This window comes from Streptomyces sp. NBC_01210 (genome assembly GCF_036010325.1).
Lineage (GTDB): Bacteria > Actinomycetota > Actinomycetes > Streptomycetales > Streptomycetaceae > Streptomyces.
Genome location: NZ_CP108549.1, coordinates 6794406 through 6810804, shown reverse-complemented (window position 1 = coordinate 6810804; position 16399 = coordinate 6794406). Strand labels below are relative to the sequence as shown.

Sequence of the window (16399 nt, the reverse complement as noted above, 5' to 3'; positions counted from 1 at the left end):
CACCCCGCCTGTCGCCACACCCTGTCACCGCGATGTCACTGTGCACGTAGCAGAAACGCAGCGGGAGACCAGAAGGTTCCCCGAATACCGCCGTCTCACACGCCTTCGGCCACAGTCAGTCAGCAACTCGCCGGGAATCGTGCGGTCATCGATCACTCCCCGCGCATCCACTGCTCCATCACCGAGAGCAAATGGTCGGGATCCACCGGCTTGGTGACATAGTCGGAAGCACCCGACTCGATGGCCTTCTCCCGGTCGCCCTTCATCGCCTTCGCGGTGAGCGCGATGATCGGCAGACCGGCGAACTGCGGCATCCTGCGGATCGCCGTCGTCGTCGCGTACCCGTCCATCTCCGGCATCATGATGTCCATCAGTACGACCGTCACATCGTCATGCTGCTCCAGCACTTCGATGCCCTCTCGGCCGTTCTCCGCGTACAGCACCGACAGCCCATGCTGCTCCAGCACGCTGGTGAGCGCGAAGACATTGCGGATGTCGTCATCGACGATCAGCACCTTCTCGCCGTCGAAGGTGAAGGTCCGCCGCGGATCCGGAGTCTCCTGGCTGCCGTTCGCCGCCCACTGCTCCTGACCCGCCGCGGGCCCACCCGGCTGGCCGGGCAGCGCCGACCGCTGGTCCACGGCGCCCAGCGCCTTGCGGCGGCGCCGGAACAGCGCCGCCGGGCCGGCATGGGCGTCGGCGGACGCGGCCGGCTGCGCCTGCCGGCCCAAGTCCTCCACACCGTCGTCGGCGGCGCCCTGCGGGGCGACGGCGCCGGGGGCGAGCTGGGGGTAACCCTGCGGCGGCAGTTCGCTCGGGTGAAGAGGCAGATAAAGGGTGAACGTCGAGCCGCGGCCCGGTTCGCTCGCCGCATGGATCTCGCCGCCGAGCAGCCGCGCGATCTCGCGGCTGATCGACAGACCCAGGCCCGTACCGCCGTACTTACGGCTCGTCGTGCCGTCGGCCTGCTTGAACGCCTCGAAGATCACGCGCATCTTGCCCGCCGCGATGCCGATACCGGTGTCGGTGACCGAGAAAGCGATCAGATCGCCGTCCGCGTCCCGCAGCGAACCGGCCTCCAGCAGCTGTTCGCGGATCGACTGCGGCACATCCGCGCTCGCCGGCCGGATCACCAGCTCCACCGCGCCACTGTCGGTGAACTTCACCGCGTTGGACAGGAGGTTGCGCAGCACCTGCAGCAGCCGCTGCTCGTCGGTGTGCAGCGTCGCGGGCAGCTCCGGCGACACCCGTACGGAGAAGTCGAGACCCTTCTCCGCGGTCAACGGCCGGAACGTCGCCTCCACATAGTCGACAAGCTGCACCAGCGCGATTCGGGTCGGGCTGACGTCCATCTTGCCCGCCTCGACCTTCGACAGATCGAGGATGTCGTTGATCAGCTGCAGCAGATCGGAGCCCGCGCCATGGATCGTCTCGGCGAACTCCACCTGCTTCGGCGAGAGGTTGCCTTCGGCGTTATCGGCGAGCAACTTGGCAAGGATCAGAAGGGAGTTGAGCGGCGTACGCAGCTCGTGCGACATGTTCGCCAGGAACTCCGACTTGTAGCGCATCGAGACCGCGAGCTGCTCGGCGCGCTCCTCCAGCACCTGCCTGGCCTCTTCGATCTCGGTGTTCTTCACCTCGATGTCACGGTTCTGCTGAGCCAGCAGCTCGGCCTTCTCCTCCAGCTCGGCGTTGGATGCCTGCAGTGCCTTCTGCCGGTTCTCCAGCTCCGCGGAGCGCTCACGCAGCTGCTCGGTCAGCTCCTGCGACTGCTTGAGCAGCACCTCGGTCTTCGTATTGACGCTGATGGTGTTGACGCTTGTCGCGATCATCTCGGCGATCTGATTCAGGAAGTCCCGCTGGATCTGCGTGAAGGGCTGGAACGACGCCAGCTCGATCACACCGAGGACCTTCCCCTCGAACAGCACCGGCAGCACGATCACATACGCCGGCGAGGCCTCACCGAGCCCCGAGGAGATCCTCAGATAGCCCGGCGGCACATTGACCTGGATGGTCCGCTTCTCCTCGGCGGCGGTGCCGATGAGGGTCTCGCCCGGACGGAACGACGTGGGCATCAGACCCGCGGAGTAGCCGTAACTGCCGCGCATGCACAGCTCGTACGACATCTCCCTGGCGACCGACACATCCGCGCCGCTGCCCGTCGCCATCGCCAGGAAGAACGCGCCGTGCTGCGCCGAGACGACCGGCGTGAGCTCGCTCATGATCAGCGAAGCCACGTCGTCCAGGTCGCGCCTGCCCTGCATCAGACCCGAGATACGGGCCAGGTTGCCCTTGAGCCAGTCCTGTTCCTCATTGGCGAGGGTGGTGTCGCGGAGGTTCGCGATCATCGTGTTGATGTTGTCCTGCAGAACCTGGATCTCGCCCGCCGCGTCCACATCGATCTTGAGGTTCAGATCGCCGCGGGTCACCGCGGTCGCGACGGCCGCGATCGCACGCACCTGGCGAGTGAGGTTCCCGGCCATCTCGTTCACCGATTCGGTGAGGTCGCGCCAGGTGCCGTCGACGTCCCGCACCCGCGCCTGACCGCCGAGCTGCCCGTCCGTACCCACCTCACGGGCCACCCGGGTGACCTCCTCGGCGAACGAGGACAGCTGGTCGACCATGGTGTTGATGGTGGTCTTCAGCTCCAGGATCTCGCCCCGCGCATCGATGTCGATCTTCCTGGTGAGGTCGCCCTTGGCGATGGCGGTGGTGACCGTGGCGATCTGCCGCACCTGGCCGGTCAGATTGGACGCCATCGAGTTCACGGACTCGGTGAGGTCCCTCCAGGTTCCGGAGACGCCCGGCACATGGGCCTGGCCGCCCAGTTCGCCCTCGGTGCCCACCTCGCGGGCCACCCGGGTCACCTCGTCGGCGAACGACGACAGCGTCGTCACCATGGTGTTGACGGTGTCGGCGAGCTCGGCGACCTCGCCGCTCGCCTCGACCGTCACCTTCTTCGTCAGATCACCGTTGGCGACCGCCGCGGAGACCCGCGAGATGTTCCGCACCTGATTGGTCAGGTTGTTGGCCATCAGGTTGACGTTGTCGCTGAGGTCCTTCCAGATGCCGGTGACACCTCGCACCCGCGCCTGACCGCCCAGCACACCTTCCGTACCCACCTCACGGGCGACCCTGGTCACCTCGTCGGCGAAGTCCAGCAGCTGGTCGACCATCGTATTGACCGTCGTCACCAGCTCGAGGATCTCGCCCTTGGCATCGACGGTGATCTTCTTCGACAGGTCGCCCTTCGCCACCGCGGTGGTCACCTCGGCGATATTGCGCACCTGCGAAGTCAGGTTGTTGGCCATGAAGTTGACGGACTGCGTGAGGTCCTTCCAGGTGCCGGAGACACCCTGCACCTCGGCCTGGCCTCCGAGGATGCCCTCGGTGCCCACCTCGCGGGCCACCCGGGTCACCTGCTCCGCGAAGTTCGAGAGCTGGTCCACCATCGTGTTGAGGGTGTTCTTCAGCTCCAGGATCTCGCCGCGCGCATCCACGTCGATCTTCTGCGACAGATCACCGCGGGCCACGGCAGTGGCGACCTGCGCGATATTACGGACCTGGCCGGTGAGGTTCTCGGCCATTCCGTTCACGGAGTCGGTCAGATCGCGCCACACTCCGGCGACGCCGGGCACCTGCGCCTGGCCGCCGAGTCGGCCGTCCGTGCCCACCTCACGGGCCACCCGGGTCACCTGCTCGGCGAACGCGGAGAGCTGGTCGACCATCGTGTTGATGGTGTTCTTCAGTTCCAGGATCTCGCCGCGCGCATCCACGTCGATCTTCTGCGACAGATCACCGCGGGCCACGGCAGTCGTCACCTGGGCGATCTGCCGCACCTGCGAAGTCAGGTTCCCCGCCATGAAGTTGACGGAGTCGGTGAGTTCCTTCCACGTACCACTGACGCCGTCGACGCGCGCCTGACCGCCGAGGCGGCCCTCCGTACCCACGTCCCGCGCCATCCGCGTGACCTGATCGGCGAACGAGGACAGCTGCGCCACCATCGTGTTGACGGTGTTCTTCAGCTCGAGCATCTCGCCCGCGACATCGACCGTGACCTTCTGCGACAGATCACCATTGGCGACCGCCGTCGTCACCTGCGCGATGTCCCGCACCTGACCGGTGAGGTTGCGGAACGCGGTGTTCACCGAGTCGGTCAGGTCCTTCCACGTCCCCGCCGCACCCGGCACCTCGGCCTGCCCGCCCAGCCGGCCCTCGACGCCGACCTCCCGGGCCACCCGCGTCACCTGGGAACCGAAGGACTGCAGCTGGTCCACCATCGTGTTGACGGTGTTCTTCAGCTCGAGCATCTCGCCCGCGACATCGACCGTGACCTTCTGCGACAGATCACCGTTCGCCACCGCCGTCGTCACCTGCGCGATGTCCCGCACCTGAGTGGTCAGATTGCGGAAGACGGTGTTCACCGAGTCGGTCAGGTCCTTCCAGGTCCCGGCGGCGCCCGGCACCTGCGCCTGCCCGCCGAGCAGACCCTCGGCCCCGACCTCGCTCGCCACCCGGGTGACCTCGTCCGCGAACGTACGCAGCGTCTCGGTCATCTGGTTGATCGTCTCGGCGAGTTGAGCCACCTCACCGCGCGCGCTGACCGTGACCTTCTGCGACAGATCGCCGTTGGCGACCGCCGTGGTCACCTCGGCGATACCCCGCACCTGGGAGGTGAGGTTTCCGGCCATCGTGTTCACCGAATCGGTGAGGTCTTTCCACACGCCCGCCACACCGGGCACCGCCGCCTGGCCACCGAGCTCGCCCTCCGTGCCGACCTCCCGGGCGACCCGGGTCACCTCGGAGGAGAAAGAGGACAGCTGGTCGACCATCGTGTTGACGGTGTTCTTCAGCTGGAGCATCTCGCCGGCCACATGGACGGTGACCTTGCGCGACAGATCGCCCTTGGCTACCGCCGTGGTGACGAGAGCAATGTCACGCACCTGTGCGGTCAACCGGTACGCCATGGTGTTGACCGAATCCGTGAGATCCTTCCACGAACCGGACATTCCGCGCACCTGGGCCTGGCCGCCGAGTTTGCCCTCGGTACCGACCTCCAGCGCCACCCGTGTCACCTCGTCGGTGAACGCCGACAGCTGGTCGACCAGGTTGTTGACGGTCCGCGCGACCTTCAGGAACTCACCGCGCAGCGGCCGTAGGGACCCGTCGGACCCGTCCGCCCTGTCCACGGCGTGCGAGCGCAGCTCCATACGCTGCTCCAGGTCGCCCTCAGCGACCGCCGAGAGCACCCGCCCCACCTCGGACACCGGCCGCGCCAGATCGTCCACCAGGGCGTTGGAGGCGTCGATCGCGGCCGCCCAGGAGCCCTCACAGGCCCCCGTCTCCAGCCGCTCGGTCAGCTTCCCCTCGCGCCCGACCATCCTGCGTACACGCGCGAGCTCACCCGTGAGGTGGAGGTTGCGGTCGGCGACCTCGTTGAATACGGCCGCGATTTCGGACATAACGCCGTCGCCGGACACGGTGAGGCGCCTGCGGAAGTTCCCGTCCCGCATCGACACCAAAGCCGCCAGCAGCCGGTTCAGGGCTGCCGCGTCCACTTCGGTTGTCCCATTGTTCCGGGCCCGTCCGCCTTTCGCGCGCGTGTTTTTGCCACGCGCCGCCACGCCAGACTCCACCGTGTCCCTCCCGCAGGGGTTGACCGTACTGCCCGGGCTGTCTCAGGAAGCCTGCCCAGTGTTTCACCATGGCCGAACCAGGCCATAACAGTTCGGCAGCTTCGCATAGCGTCCCCGCCCTCGGTGGGCGGAAACAGCGGTAACCGGCATCCGCTCGGACAGCGAAGGTAAGTAACCTGGCATCCGGCTGTCCACCCGCTCCGGTCCGCCCGGCGGGGGCGGGGTGGCGCAAGTACTACCACCGGGCACCGGGAGGGGCAGGCCGATCATGGCAGAGCCGGGCGTCGAGACGCGTACGAGGAGTTCTGTGATCACCGCGCGGGCGGCTGCCAGCTTCGACCCTGTAGGACGGTCCGTCGCGACCGCCCGCGCCTTTGTGCGCGACACCCTCCAGGGGTGGGGATATGCCGACGTCGTCGATGATGCGGTCGTCCTCACCAGCGAGCTCGTCACCAATGCCGTCGTGCACGCCGGCACCTCGGCCGACGTTCTCTGTCTGCGTACGGAGGACGGCGTACGGGTCGAAGTCGCCGACCGCTATCCCGAACGCGAAATCCCGATCCAGGGCACCGGTCTGTCACTCGGCAGCCCCGACCGCGAGAACGGCCGGGGACTCCTTCTGTGCGCCGCCCTCGCCTCCCGCTGGGGCGTCGAGTACACCCCCACCTACAAACAGGTGTGGTTCCAACTCGACCTCCCCCAGCGCCCGGTGGGCACCCGCTCCGCCGGGCCGGTCATGCCCACCGCCCTGCTCCCGGTGGCCGACGAACGCGTACGCGTCGCCGTCACCCAGATCGACCGCAGCGGTTCGATCTCCGTCTGGAACGAGGACGCCCAGCACCTCTTCGGATACGCCGCCGAGCAGGTCATCGGCAAGCCGCTGACCGACTTCGCCGCCTGGCCGCACACCCCCGGCATCGGCACCGGCATCGTCGAGGCGCTCCAACTCTCCCGCTGGGAAGGCAGTTACGGCATCCGCGGCACCGACGGCCGCGTCGTCCCCGTCTACGCCTCCCACCTTCGGGTACGGGACACCAACGGCGAGCCCTCCACGGTCTGCCTTCTCGTACGCGACGACGAACGCGCCGTCATCCAGACCCCGCAGCGCGCCCCCGTCACCGAAACGGGCGGCGAGAGTCACGCCACCGATCCCTTCGAGGTCTTCATCGGCTCTCCCGCCCCCGATGATCTCGACGGCCTGCTCCAGCGCACCGTCGAGCGCGCCCGCGACATGCTCGACGGCGACGCCGCCTTTCTGCTGCTGGCCACCGATGACGAGACCGAGCTGGAAGTACGTGCCACCACCGGCCTCCCCTCGGCTCGCCAGCGCTTCGCCCGTGTCCCGGTCGAAGCCGGCACCGGCCGCTACGGCTCAGCCAGAATGCCCGCCGTCCACGAGGACCTCACCGCCGTCCCCGGCGCCGTCCCGCTGCTCAACTCCACCGGGATGCGCTCGGTCGTCACCGTCCCGCTGAAGGTCGAGGGCCGCCTCACCGGCTCCCTCGGCGTCGCCGCCGAATCCGCGGGCCGCTACTCCAACGAGGAGGCCCTGCGCCTCCAGTTCGCGGCCGACCGCATCGCCCTGGCCGTCGAATCGGCCCGCCTGGGCGAGCTGGAGCGCCTGCGCCGCGGCTCGCTCTCCTTCCTCGTCGAGGCTTCCGACCTGCTCGCCGGAACACTCGACCGCGACCAAACCCTGGCGCTGATGGCCCAGATGACGGTCCCCACCCTCGCCACCTGGTGCGCCGTCTACACGATCGCCGACCAGGCTTCGGAGCCGTATCTCAGCTACGTACTCCACGAGGACGAGGACCGCATCGACGGCCTCAAGGCCCTCCTCTCCAAAGTCGACCCGCCCGACCCGGTTCCCACCCCAGGGGCCCGCGTCTGGACCGCTCCGGCCGAGGCCGCCCAACAGGCGGCCCTGCGCACCTCCAAGCGCGAACTCGGCCTGGGCTCCACTTCACCGGTCTCCTCCGGCATCGGCACCACACGCGCCACGGCCGCAGCGGTCGGCGGCGAGACGGTCGTCCTGCCGCTCGTCGCCCGCAACCGTGTCATCGGCATGCTGGTCCTCGGCAAGCCCTCCGACGACCATTTCCGCCAGGAGATCCTGGAACTCGCCGAGGACCTCTCCCGGCGAGCGGCACTCGCCCTCGACAACGCCCGGCTGTACTCCGAGCGCACAGCCATCAGCCAGGCACTGCAGCGCAGCCTGCTGCCGCCGGGGCTGCCCCAGATCCCCGGCGTCGAGGTCGAGGTCATCTACCGCGCGGCCGGCGAAGGCAACGAGGTCGGCGGCGACTTCTACGACCTCTTCCCCATCCGAGACGGCGCGTACGGCTTCGCCATCGGCGACGTCTGCGGTACGGGCCCGGAAGCCGCGGCTGTGACCGGCCTCGCCCGCCATGCACTGCGTCTGCTCGCCCGCGAGGGCTTCGGCGGCCCCGCGGTCCTCGAACGCCTGAACGCGGCGATCCTCGACGAAGGCGCTCGCAGCCGCTTCCTCACGCTCCTGTACGGCGAGTTGTGGCCGCAGGAGGACGGCAGCGCGGTCCTCAAGGTCGTCTGCGCCGGCCACCCGCTGCCGCTGCGTCTGCGTCAGGACGGCAGCGTGGAACCGGCAGCGGAGCCGCAGCCCCTCCTCGGTGTGATGGACGACCTGGAGCTGTACGAGCAGATGGTGACCCTCGACCCCGGCGACGTCCTGCTCTGTGTCACGGACGGCGTCACCGAACGCCGCGAGGGCACCCGCATGCTGGGCGACGACGGTCTGATCGACGTCCTCACGACCTGCACCGGCCTGACAGCGGGAGCGGTTGCCACCCGCGTCCTGCGCGCTGTGGAGCGCTTCGCGGCCGAACCCGCCTCCGACGACATGGCCATCCTCGCGATGCGCATCCCGGAGCCCCACACAGCCTGAACACGAAGAAGGCCCCCGCCACTTGGCGGGGGCCTTCTTCTTTGCCGAGCCCCAATACGGAATCGAACCGTAGACCTTCTCCTTACCATGGAGACGCTCTACCGACTGAGCTATTGGGGCCTGCTGCCCTGCGGCAACGAGGTAGATCATACCCCGAACACCCGGCTGCTCAGAACCATCCACTCCGCTGGGCCGACCGTTTCCCTGCTGCCACGTTTCCTGCCACCCATGTACCCTTGCGGACCGGTCCGAGCACACCCAGGATCGCCGTCGCCGCCGCACCGGTCGTGCTCTCCCAGGAGTGGTCCTGAACGCAAAAATGCCTCAGTCCCCGGACAAGGTCCGGGGACTGAGGCTAAATATTGTTCGGCGGCGTCCTACTCTCCCACAGGGTCCCCCCTGCAGTACCATCGGCGCTGAAAGGCTTAGCTTCCGGGTTCGGAATGTAACCGGGCGTTTCCCTAACGCTATGACCACCGAAACTCTATGAAGATGTACGACCCGGAATCCCCACAGGGGACTCGACAGTTCGTTGCTTCAGAACTAACACAGTGGACGCGAGCAACTGAGGACAAGCCCTCGGCCTATTAGTACCAGTCAGCTTCACCGGTTGCCCGGCTTCCACATCTGGCCTATCAACCCAGTCGTCTACTGGGAGCCTTAACCCCTCAAGGGGGTGGGAGTCCTCATCTCGAAGCAGGCTTCCCGCTTAGATGCTTTCAGCGGTTATCCTTTCCGAACGTAGCCAACCAGCCATGCCCTTGGCAGGACAACTGGCACACCAGAGGTTCGTCCGTCCCGGTCCTCTCGTACTAGGGACAGCCCTTCTCAAGACTCCTGCGCGCGCAGCGGATAGGGACCGAACTGTCTCACGACGTTCTAAACCCAGCTCGCGTACCGCTTTAATGGGCGAACAGCCCAACCCTTGGGACCGACTCCAGCCCCAGGATGCGACGAGCCGACATCGAGGTGCCAAACCATCCCGTCGATATGGACTCTTGGGGAAGATCAGCCTGTTATCCCCGGGGTACCTTTTATCCGTTGAGCGACGGCGCTTCCACAAGCCACCGCCGGATCACTAGTCCCGACTTTCGTCCCTGCTCGACCCGTCGGTCTCACAGTCAAGCTCCCTTGTGCACTTACACTCAACACCTGATTGCCAACCAGGCTGAGGGAACCTTTGGGCGCCTCCGTTACCCTTTGGGAGGCAACCGCCCCAGTTAAACTACCCATCAGACACTGTCCCTGATCCGGATCACGGACCCAGGTTAGACATCCAGCACGACCAGAGTGGTATTTCAACGATGACTCCCCCTGAACTGGCGTCCAGAGTTCACAGTCTCCCACCTATCCTACACAAGCCGAACCGAACACCAATATCAAACTGTAGTAAAGGTCCCGGGGTCTTTCCGTCCTGCTGCGCGAAACGAGCATCTTTACTCGTAGTGCAATTTCACCGGGCCTATGGTTGAGACAGTCGAGAAGTCGTTACGCCATTCGTGCAGGTCGGAACTTACCCGACAAGGAATTTCGCTACCTTAGGATGGTTATAGTTACCACCGCCGTTTACTGGCGCTTAAGTTCTCAGCTTCGCCACACCGAAATGTGACTAACCGGTCCCCTTAACGTTCCAGCACCGGGCAGGCGTCAGTCCGTATACATCGCCTTACGGCTTCGCACGGACCTGTGTTTTTAGTAAACAGTCGCTTCTCGCTGGTCTCTGCGGCCACCCCCAGCTCTGGCAGTAAATGCCGTCACCGGTGATGGCCCCCCTTCTCCCGAAGTTACGGGGGCATTTTGCCGAGTTCCTTAACCATAGTTCACCCGAACGCCTCGGTATTCTCTACCTGACCACCTGAGTCGGTTTAGGGTACGGGCCGCCATGAAACTCGCTAGAGGCTTTTCTCGACAGCATAGGATCATCCACTTCACCACAATCGGCTCGGCATCAGGTCTCAGCCTTAATGTGTGACGGATTTGCCTATCACACGGCCTACACCCTTACCCCGGGACAACCACCGCCCGGGCTGGACTACCTTCCTGCGTCACCCCATCGCTTACCTACTACCACCTTGGGCCGGCGGCTCCACCACTCCCCTCAACTCCGAAGAGATCAGGGCGGCTTCACGGCCTTAGCATTAATGGGCTCGATACTGGGCGTTTCAAAGCGGGTACCGGAATATCAACCGGTTGTCCATCGACTACGCCTGTCGGCCTCGCCTTAGGTCCCGACTTACCCTGGGCAGATCAGCTTGACCCAGGAACCCTTAGTCAATCGGCGCACACGTTTCTCACGTGTGTATCGCTACTCATGCCTGCATTCTCACTCGTGAACCGTCCACCACTCGCTTACGCGGCGGCTTCACCCGGCACACGACGCTCCCCTACCCATCACAGCGGGCGTTGGCCCTATTGCTGCAATGACACGACTTCGGCGGTACGCTTGAGCCCCGCTACATTGTCGGCGCGGAATCACTTGACCAGTGAGCTATTACGCACTCTTTCAAGGGTGGCTGCTTCTAAGCCAACCTCCTGGTTGTCTCTGCGACTCCACATCCTTTCCCACTTAGCGTACGCTTAGGGGCCTTAGTCGATGCTCTGGGCTGTTTCCCTCTCGACCATGGAGCTTATCCCCCACAGTCTCACTGCCGCGCTCTCACTTACCGGCATTCGGAGTTTGGCTAAGGTCAGTAACCCGGTAGGGCCCATCGCCTATCCAGTGCTCTACCTCCGGCAAGAAACACACGACGCTGCACCTAAATGCATTTCGGGGAGAACCAGCTATCACGGAGTTTGATTGGCCTTTCACCCCTAACCACAGGTCATCCCCCAGGTTTTCAACCCTGGTGGGTTCGGTCCTCCACGAAGTCTTACCTCCGCTTCAACCTGCCCATGGCTAGATCACTCCGCTTCGGGTCTTGAGCGCGCTACTGAATCGCCCTGTTCGGACTCGCTTTCGCTACGGCTTCCCCACACGGGTTAACCTCGCAACACACCGCAAACTCGCAGGCTCATTCTTCAAAAGGCACGCAGTCACGACTGCATGTGCAAGCACACACAGCGACGCTCCCACGGCTTGTAGGCACACGGTTTCAGGTACTATTTCACTCCGCTCCCGCGGTACTTTTCACCATTCCCTCACGGTACTATCCGCTATCGGTCACCAGGGAATATTTAGGCTTAGCGGGTGGTCCCGCCAGATTCACACGGGATTTCTCGGGCCCCGTGCTACTTGGGTGTCGCACAAGCAAGCCGCTGATGTTTCAGCTACGGGGGTCTTACCCTCTACGCCGGACCTTTCGCATGTCCTTCGCCTACATCAACGGTTTCTGACTCGCCCAACAGCCGGCAGACTGTTGAAGTGCGATCCCACAACCCCGTATGCGCAACCCCTGCCGGGTATCACACGCATACGGTTTGGCCTCATCCGGTTTCGCTCGCCACTACTCCCGGAATCACGGTTGTTTTCTCTTCCTGAGGGTACTGAGATGTTTCACTTCCCCTCGTTCCCTCCACACTGCCTATGTGTTCAGCAGTGGGTGACAGCCCATGACGACTGCCGGGTTTCCCCATTCGGAAACCCCCGGATCAAAGCCTGGTTGACGGCTCCCCGGGGACTATCGTGGCCTCCCACGTCCTTCATCGGTTCCTGGTGCCAAGGCATCCACCGTGCGCCCTTAAAAACTTGGCCACAGATGCTCGCGTCCACTGTGCAGTTCTCAAACAACGACCAGCCACCCACCACCCCGCTCTCACGAGCGAGTTCACTGGGGCCGGCATCGCGAAGGGCGAGCTCACGCTCGCACCCTCAGATACCCAACAGCGCGCCCGGCACGACCCACCAACTCTCACGTTCCACGCCGAAGCAGTACTAGTGAAGCCAGCAAACCGTGCCGAATAGTCAACGTTCCACCCATGAGCAACCAGCACCGGACATTCGCCGGTGTTCTGGCCTCTGACCGGGCAAGCCCGGTAAGAAGTGCTCCTTAGAAAGGAGGTGATCCAGCCGCACCTTCCGGTACGGCTACCTTGTTACGACTTCGTCCCAATCGCCAGTCCCACCTTCGACAGCTCCCTCCCACAAGGGGTTGGGCCACCGGCTTCGGGTGTTACCGACTTTCGTGACGTGACGGGCGGTGTGTACAAGGCCCGGGAACGTATTCACCGCAGCAATGCTGATCTGCGATTACTAGCAACTCCGACTTCATGGGGTCGAGTTGCAGACCCCAATCCGAACTGAGACCGGCTTTTTGAGATTCGCTCCGCCTCGCGGCATCGCAGCTCATTGTACCGGCCATTGTAGCACGTGTGCAGCCCAAGACATAAGGGGCATGATGACTTGACGTCGTCCCCACCTTCCTCCGAGTTGACCCCGGCAGTCTCCTGTGAGTCCCCATCACCCCGAAGGGCATGCTGGCAACACAGAACAAGGGTTGCGCTCGTTGCGGGACTTAACCCAACATCTCACGACACGAGCTGACGACAGCCATGCACCACCTGTATACCGACCACAAGGGGGGCACCATCTCTGATGCTTTCCGGTATATGTCAAGCCTTGGTAAGGTTCTTCGCGTTGCGTCGAATTAAGCCACATGCTCCGCTGCTTGTGCGGGCCCCCGTCAATTCCTTTGAGTTTTAGCCTTGCGGCCGTACTCCCCAGGCGGGGAACTTAATGCGTTAGCTGCGGCACCGACGACGTGGAATGTCGCCAACACCTAGTTCCCAACGTTTACGGCGTGGACTACCAGGGTATCTAATCCTGTTCGCTCCCCACGCTTTCGCTCCTCAGCGTCAGTAATGGCCCAGAGATCCGCCTTCGCCACCGGTGTTCCTCCTGATATCTGCGCATTTCACCGCTACACCAGGAATTCCGATCTCCCCTACCACACTCTAGCTAGCCCGTATCGAATGCAGACCCGGGGTTAAGCCCCGGGCTTTCACATCCGACGTGACAAGCCGCCTACGAGCTCTTTACGCCCAATAATTCCGGACAACGCTTGCGCCCTACGTATTACCGCGGCTGCTGGCACGTAGTTAGCCGGCGCTTCTTCTGCAGGTACCGTCACTTTCGCTTCTTCCCTGCTGAAAGAGGTTTACAACCCGAAGGCCGTCATCCCTCACGCGGCGTCGCTGCATCAGGCTTTCGCCCATTGTGCAATATTCCCCACTGCTGCCTCCCGTAGGAGTCTGGGCCGTGTCTCAGTCCCAGTGTGGCCGGTCGCCCTCTCAGGCCGGCTACCCGTCGTCGCCTTGGTAGGCCATCACCCCACCAACAAGCTGATAGGCCGCGGGCTCATCCTTCACCGCCGGAGCTTTCAACCCCTCCCCATGCAGGGAGGAGTGTTATCCGGTATTAGACCCCGTTTCCAGGGCTTGTCCCAGAGTGAAGGGCAGATTGCCCACGTGTTACTCACCCGTTCGCCACTAATCCACCCCGAAGGGCTTCATCGTTCGACTTGCATGTGTTAAGCACGCCGCCAGCGTTCGTCCTGAGCCAGGATCAAACTCTCCATGAATGTCTTCCCGACTGTGCTTAATTAAAAGCGCGGGATCAACACCACTTAGAGCGGAACAGCCGGTCGGAATAAGACCGACTGTTCACAGCGTCCTCGCTGTGTCATTGCCTGCCACTGCAGAGCAGCAGCAGGACTTTCAAAGGAACCTCGAACCTGCCGAAACAGGCCGGGGTATCAACATATCTGGCGTTGACTTTTGGCACGCTGTTGAGTTCTCAAGGAACGGACGCTTCCTTCAGACCCTTTTCATGGGGTCCTCCGGGCGCTTCCCTTCGGTGTTTCCAACCTTACCAGATTCTTTTCCCGTTCCGTTTCCGGTTCGGAATTCGTTTCCAGTGGCCGTTGGGGGCCTTTTGCCTTTCGGCTGATCCGACTTTATCAGAGATTCTGAGTCGGAATTCCCGCCCAGTTCGGGGACTGCAACCGAGCGCACAAGTGCGTTTGGTTCCCGTTCAGGTGGAGACGTAAACGTACTGGAGCGGGGCGTCCCGATGCAAATCGAGGGCCCCGCCCCGTGGTTGACGCGTCAGACCTCGACGACGACAGGGAGGATCATCGGGCGCCGGCGGTAGGTGTCGGAGACCCACTTGCCCACCGAGCGGCGGACGAGTTGCTGCAGCTGGTGGGGTTCTACGACGCCGTCCTGTGCGGACTTGTTGAGCGCCTCTTCGATCTTGGGCACAACGCCGCTGAACACCGAGTCGTCAATACCGGAGCCCCGGGCCTGGATGTGCGGGCCGCCGACGATCTTGCCGGAGGTGCTGTCGACCACGATGAAGACCGAGATGATGCCCTCGTCTCCCAGAATGCGGCGGTCCTTCAAAGAGGCCTCGGTGACATCGCCGACCGAGAGGCCGTCGACATACACATAGCCCGCCTGGACCTTGCCGACGATCTTGGCCTTGCCATCGACGAGGTCGACGACGACGCCGTCCTCCGCGATGACGATGCGGTCCTTCGGCACACCCGTCAGTGCGCCGAGTTCGGCATTGGCCCGGAGGTGGCGCCATTCGCCGTGGACCGGCATCAGGTTCTTCGGCTTGCAGATGTTGTAGAAGTACAGGAGCTCGCCGGCCGAGGCGTGGCCCGAGACATGGACCTTGGCGTTGCCCTTGTGGACGACGTCCGCGCCCCACCTGGTCAAGCCGTTGATCACGCGGTAGACCGCGTTCTCGTTACCCGGGATGAGGGACGACGCCAGGATCACCGTGTCGCCGGGGACGATGCGGATCTGGTGGTCGCGGTTGGCCATCCGGGAGAGCGCCGCCATCGGCTCGCCCTGAGAGCCCGTGCAGACGAGTACGACCTCGTCGTCCGGAAGGTCGTCGAGTGTCTTGACGTCGACGACGAGGCCGGCCGGAACCTTCAGATATCCCAGGTCACGGGCGATGCCCATGTTGCGGACCATGGAGCGCCCGACGAATGCCACGCGGCGTCCGTACTCATGGGCCGCGTCGAGGATCTGCTGGATGCGGTGGACGTGGCTGGCGAAGCTCGCCACGATGATGCGCTTCTGGGCGTTCGCGAACACCGTCCGCAGGACGTTGGAAATGTCCCGCTCGGGCGGGACGAAGCCCGGGACCTCGGCGTTGGTGGAGTCCGAGAGCAGCAGGTCGATGCCCTCTTCGCCCAGCTTGGCGAAGGTCGGGAGGTCCGTGAGGCGGCGGTCCAGCGGGAGCTGGTCCATCTTGAAGTCGCCTGTGTGGACCACCATGCCCGCAGGAGTGCGGATGGCGACGGCCAGCGCGTCCGGGATGGAGTGGTTGACCGCGACGAACTCGCAGTCGAACGGGCCGATGCGCTCGCGGTGGCCCTCCGTCACCTCGAGGGTGTACGGGCGGATGCGGTGCTCCTGGAGCTTCGCCTCGATCAGGGCGAGGGTCAGCTTGGAGCCGATCAGCGGGATGTCGGGCTTCAGCCGGAGCAGGAACGGGACGCCGCCGATGTGGTCCTCGTGGCCGTGCGTGAGCACGATGCCCTCGACGTCGTCGAGACGGTCCCGGATGGTGGTGAAGTCCGGCAGGATCAGGTCGATACCGGGCTGCTCCTCCTCGGGGAAGAGGACGCCGCAGTCGACGATCAGCAGCCGGCCGTCGTACTCGAAGACCGTCATATTGCGGCCGATCTCGCCGAGGCCGCCGAGCGGGGTGACGCGCAGGCCGCCCTTGGGCAGCTTCGGCGGGGCGCCGAGTTCAGGATGCGGATGACTCAAAAGACTCTCCTCACCACGCACGCCACGTACCGCTGAGGCACGTGGCGTACATGACATTCGTGCACTTGCTGTTGTCTTGGGTCCGACCGTTTCGGTCGGGTTTCTCTGCGTA

The 16399-nt window shown here is 64.3% G+C and carries 3 protein-coding genes, 1 tRNA gene and 3 rRNA genes; 1 reads left to right on the top strand and 6 read right to left on the bottom strand.

The window, feature by feature from the left end; genetic code table 11:
• Nucleotides 1–152 precede the first annotated feature (152 nt).
• Nucleotides 153–5636, bottom strand: coding sequence for a HAMP domain-containing protein (locus OG735_RS31065; RefSeq protein ID WP_327326435.1), 5484 nt, complete (start codon nt 5634–5636; stop codon nt 153–155).
• Between the two features lie 268 nt (nt 5637–5904).
• Between OG735_RS31065 and OG735_RS31060 the strand changes: the two genes are divergently transcribed.
• The gene (locus tag OG735_RS31060) at nt 5905–8559 is read left to right on the top strand and encodes a SpoIIE family protein phosphatase (protein WP_327326434.1); all 2655 of its coding nucleotides are present in this window, start codon (nt 5905–5907) and stop codon (nt 8557–8559) included.
• 47 nt (nt 8560–8606) lie between these two features.
• On the opposite strand, the gene OG735_RS31055 is transcribed toward OG735_RS31060, so the two are convergent.
• The 5 genes from OG735_RS31055 to OG735_RS31035 form a co-directional block, all read right to left on the bottom strand.
• Nucleotides 8607–8679: transfer RNA gene (locus OG735_RS31055), tRNA-Thr, on the bottom strand.
• 244 nt (nt 8680–8923) lie between these two features.
• Nucleotides 8924–9040 (bottom strand): 5S ribosomal RNA (rrf, locus tag OG735_RS31050).
• Between the two features lie 86 nt (nt 9041–9126).
• Nucleotides 9127–12250, bottom strand: a 23S ribosomal RNA gene (locus tag OG735_RS31045).
• 299 nt (nt 12251–12549) lie between these two features.
• Nucleotides 12550–14075 (bottom strand): 16S ribosomal RNA (locus OG735_RS31040).
• The 16S, 23S and 5S rRNA genes sit together here with 1 tRNA gene alongside, the layout of an rRNA operon.
• A gap of 526 nt (nt 14076–14601) precedes the next feature.
• On the bottom strand, nt 14602–16287 hold the full coding sequence (locus tag OG735_RS31035; protein WP_327326433.1) for a ribonuclease J: 1686 nt from the start codon (nt 16285–16287) through the stop codon (nt 14602–14604).
• Nucleotides 16288–16399: the final 112 nt, after the last annotated feature.

Bases quoted from the DNA above. Each gene is read 5' to 3' on its own strand.
- OG735_RS31060 (WP_327326434.1), top strand. From the start codon at position 5,905: ATGGCAGAGCCGGGCGTCGAGACGCGTACGAGGAGTTCTGTGATCACC.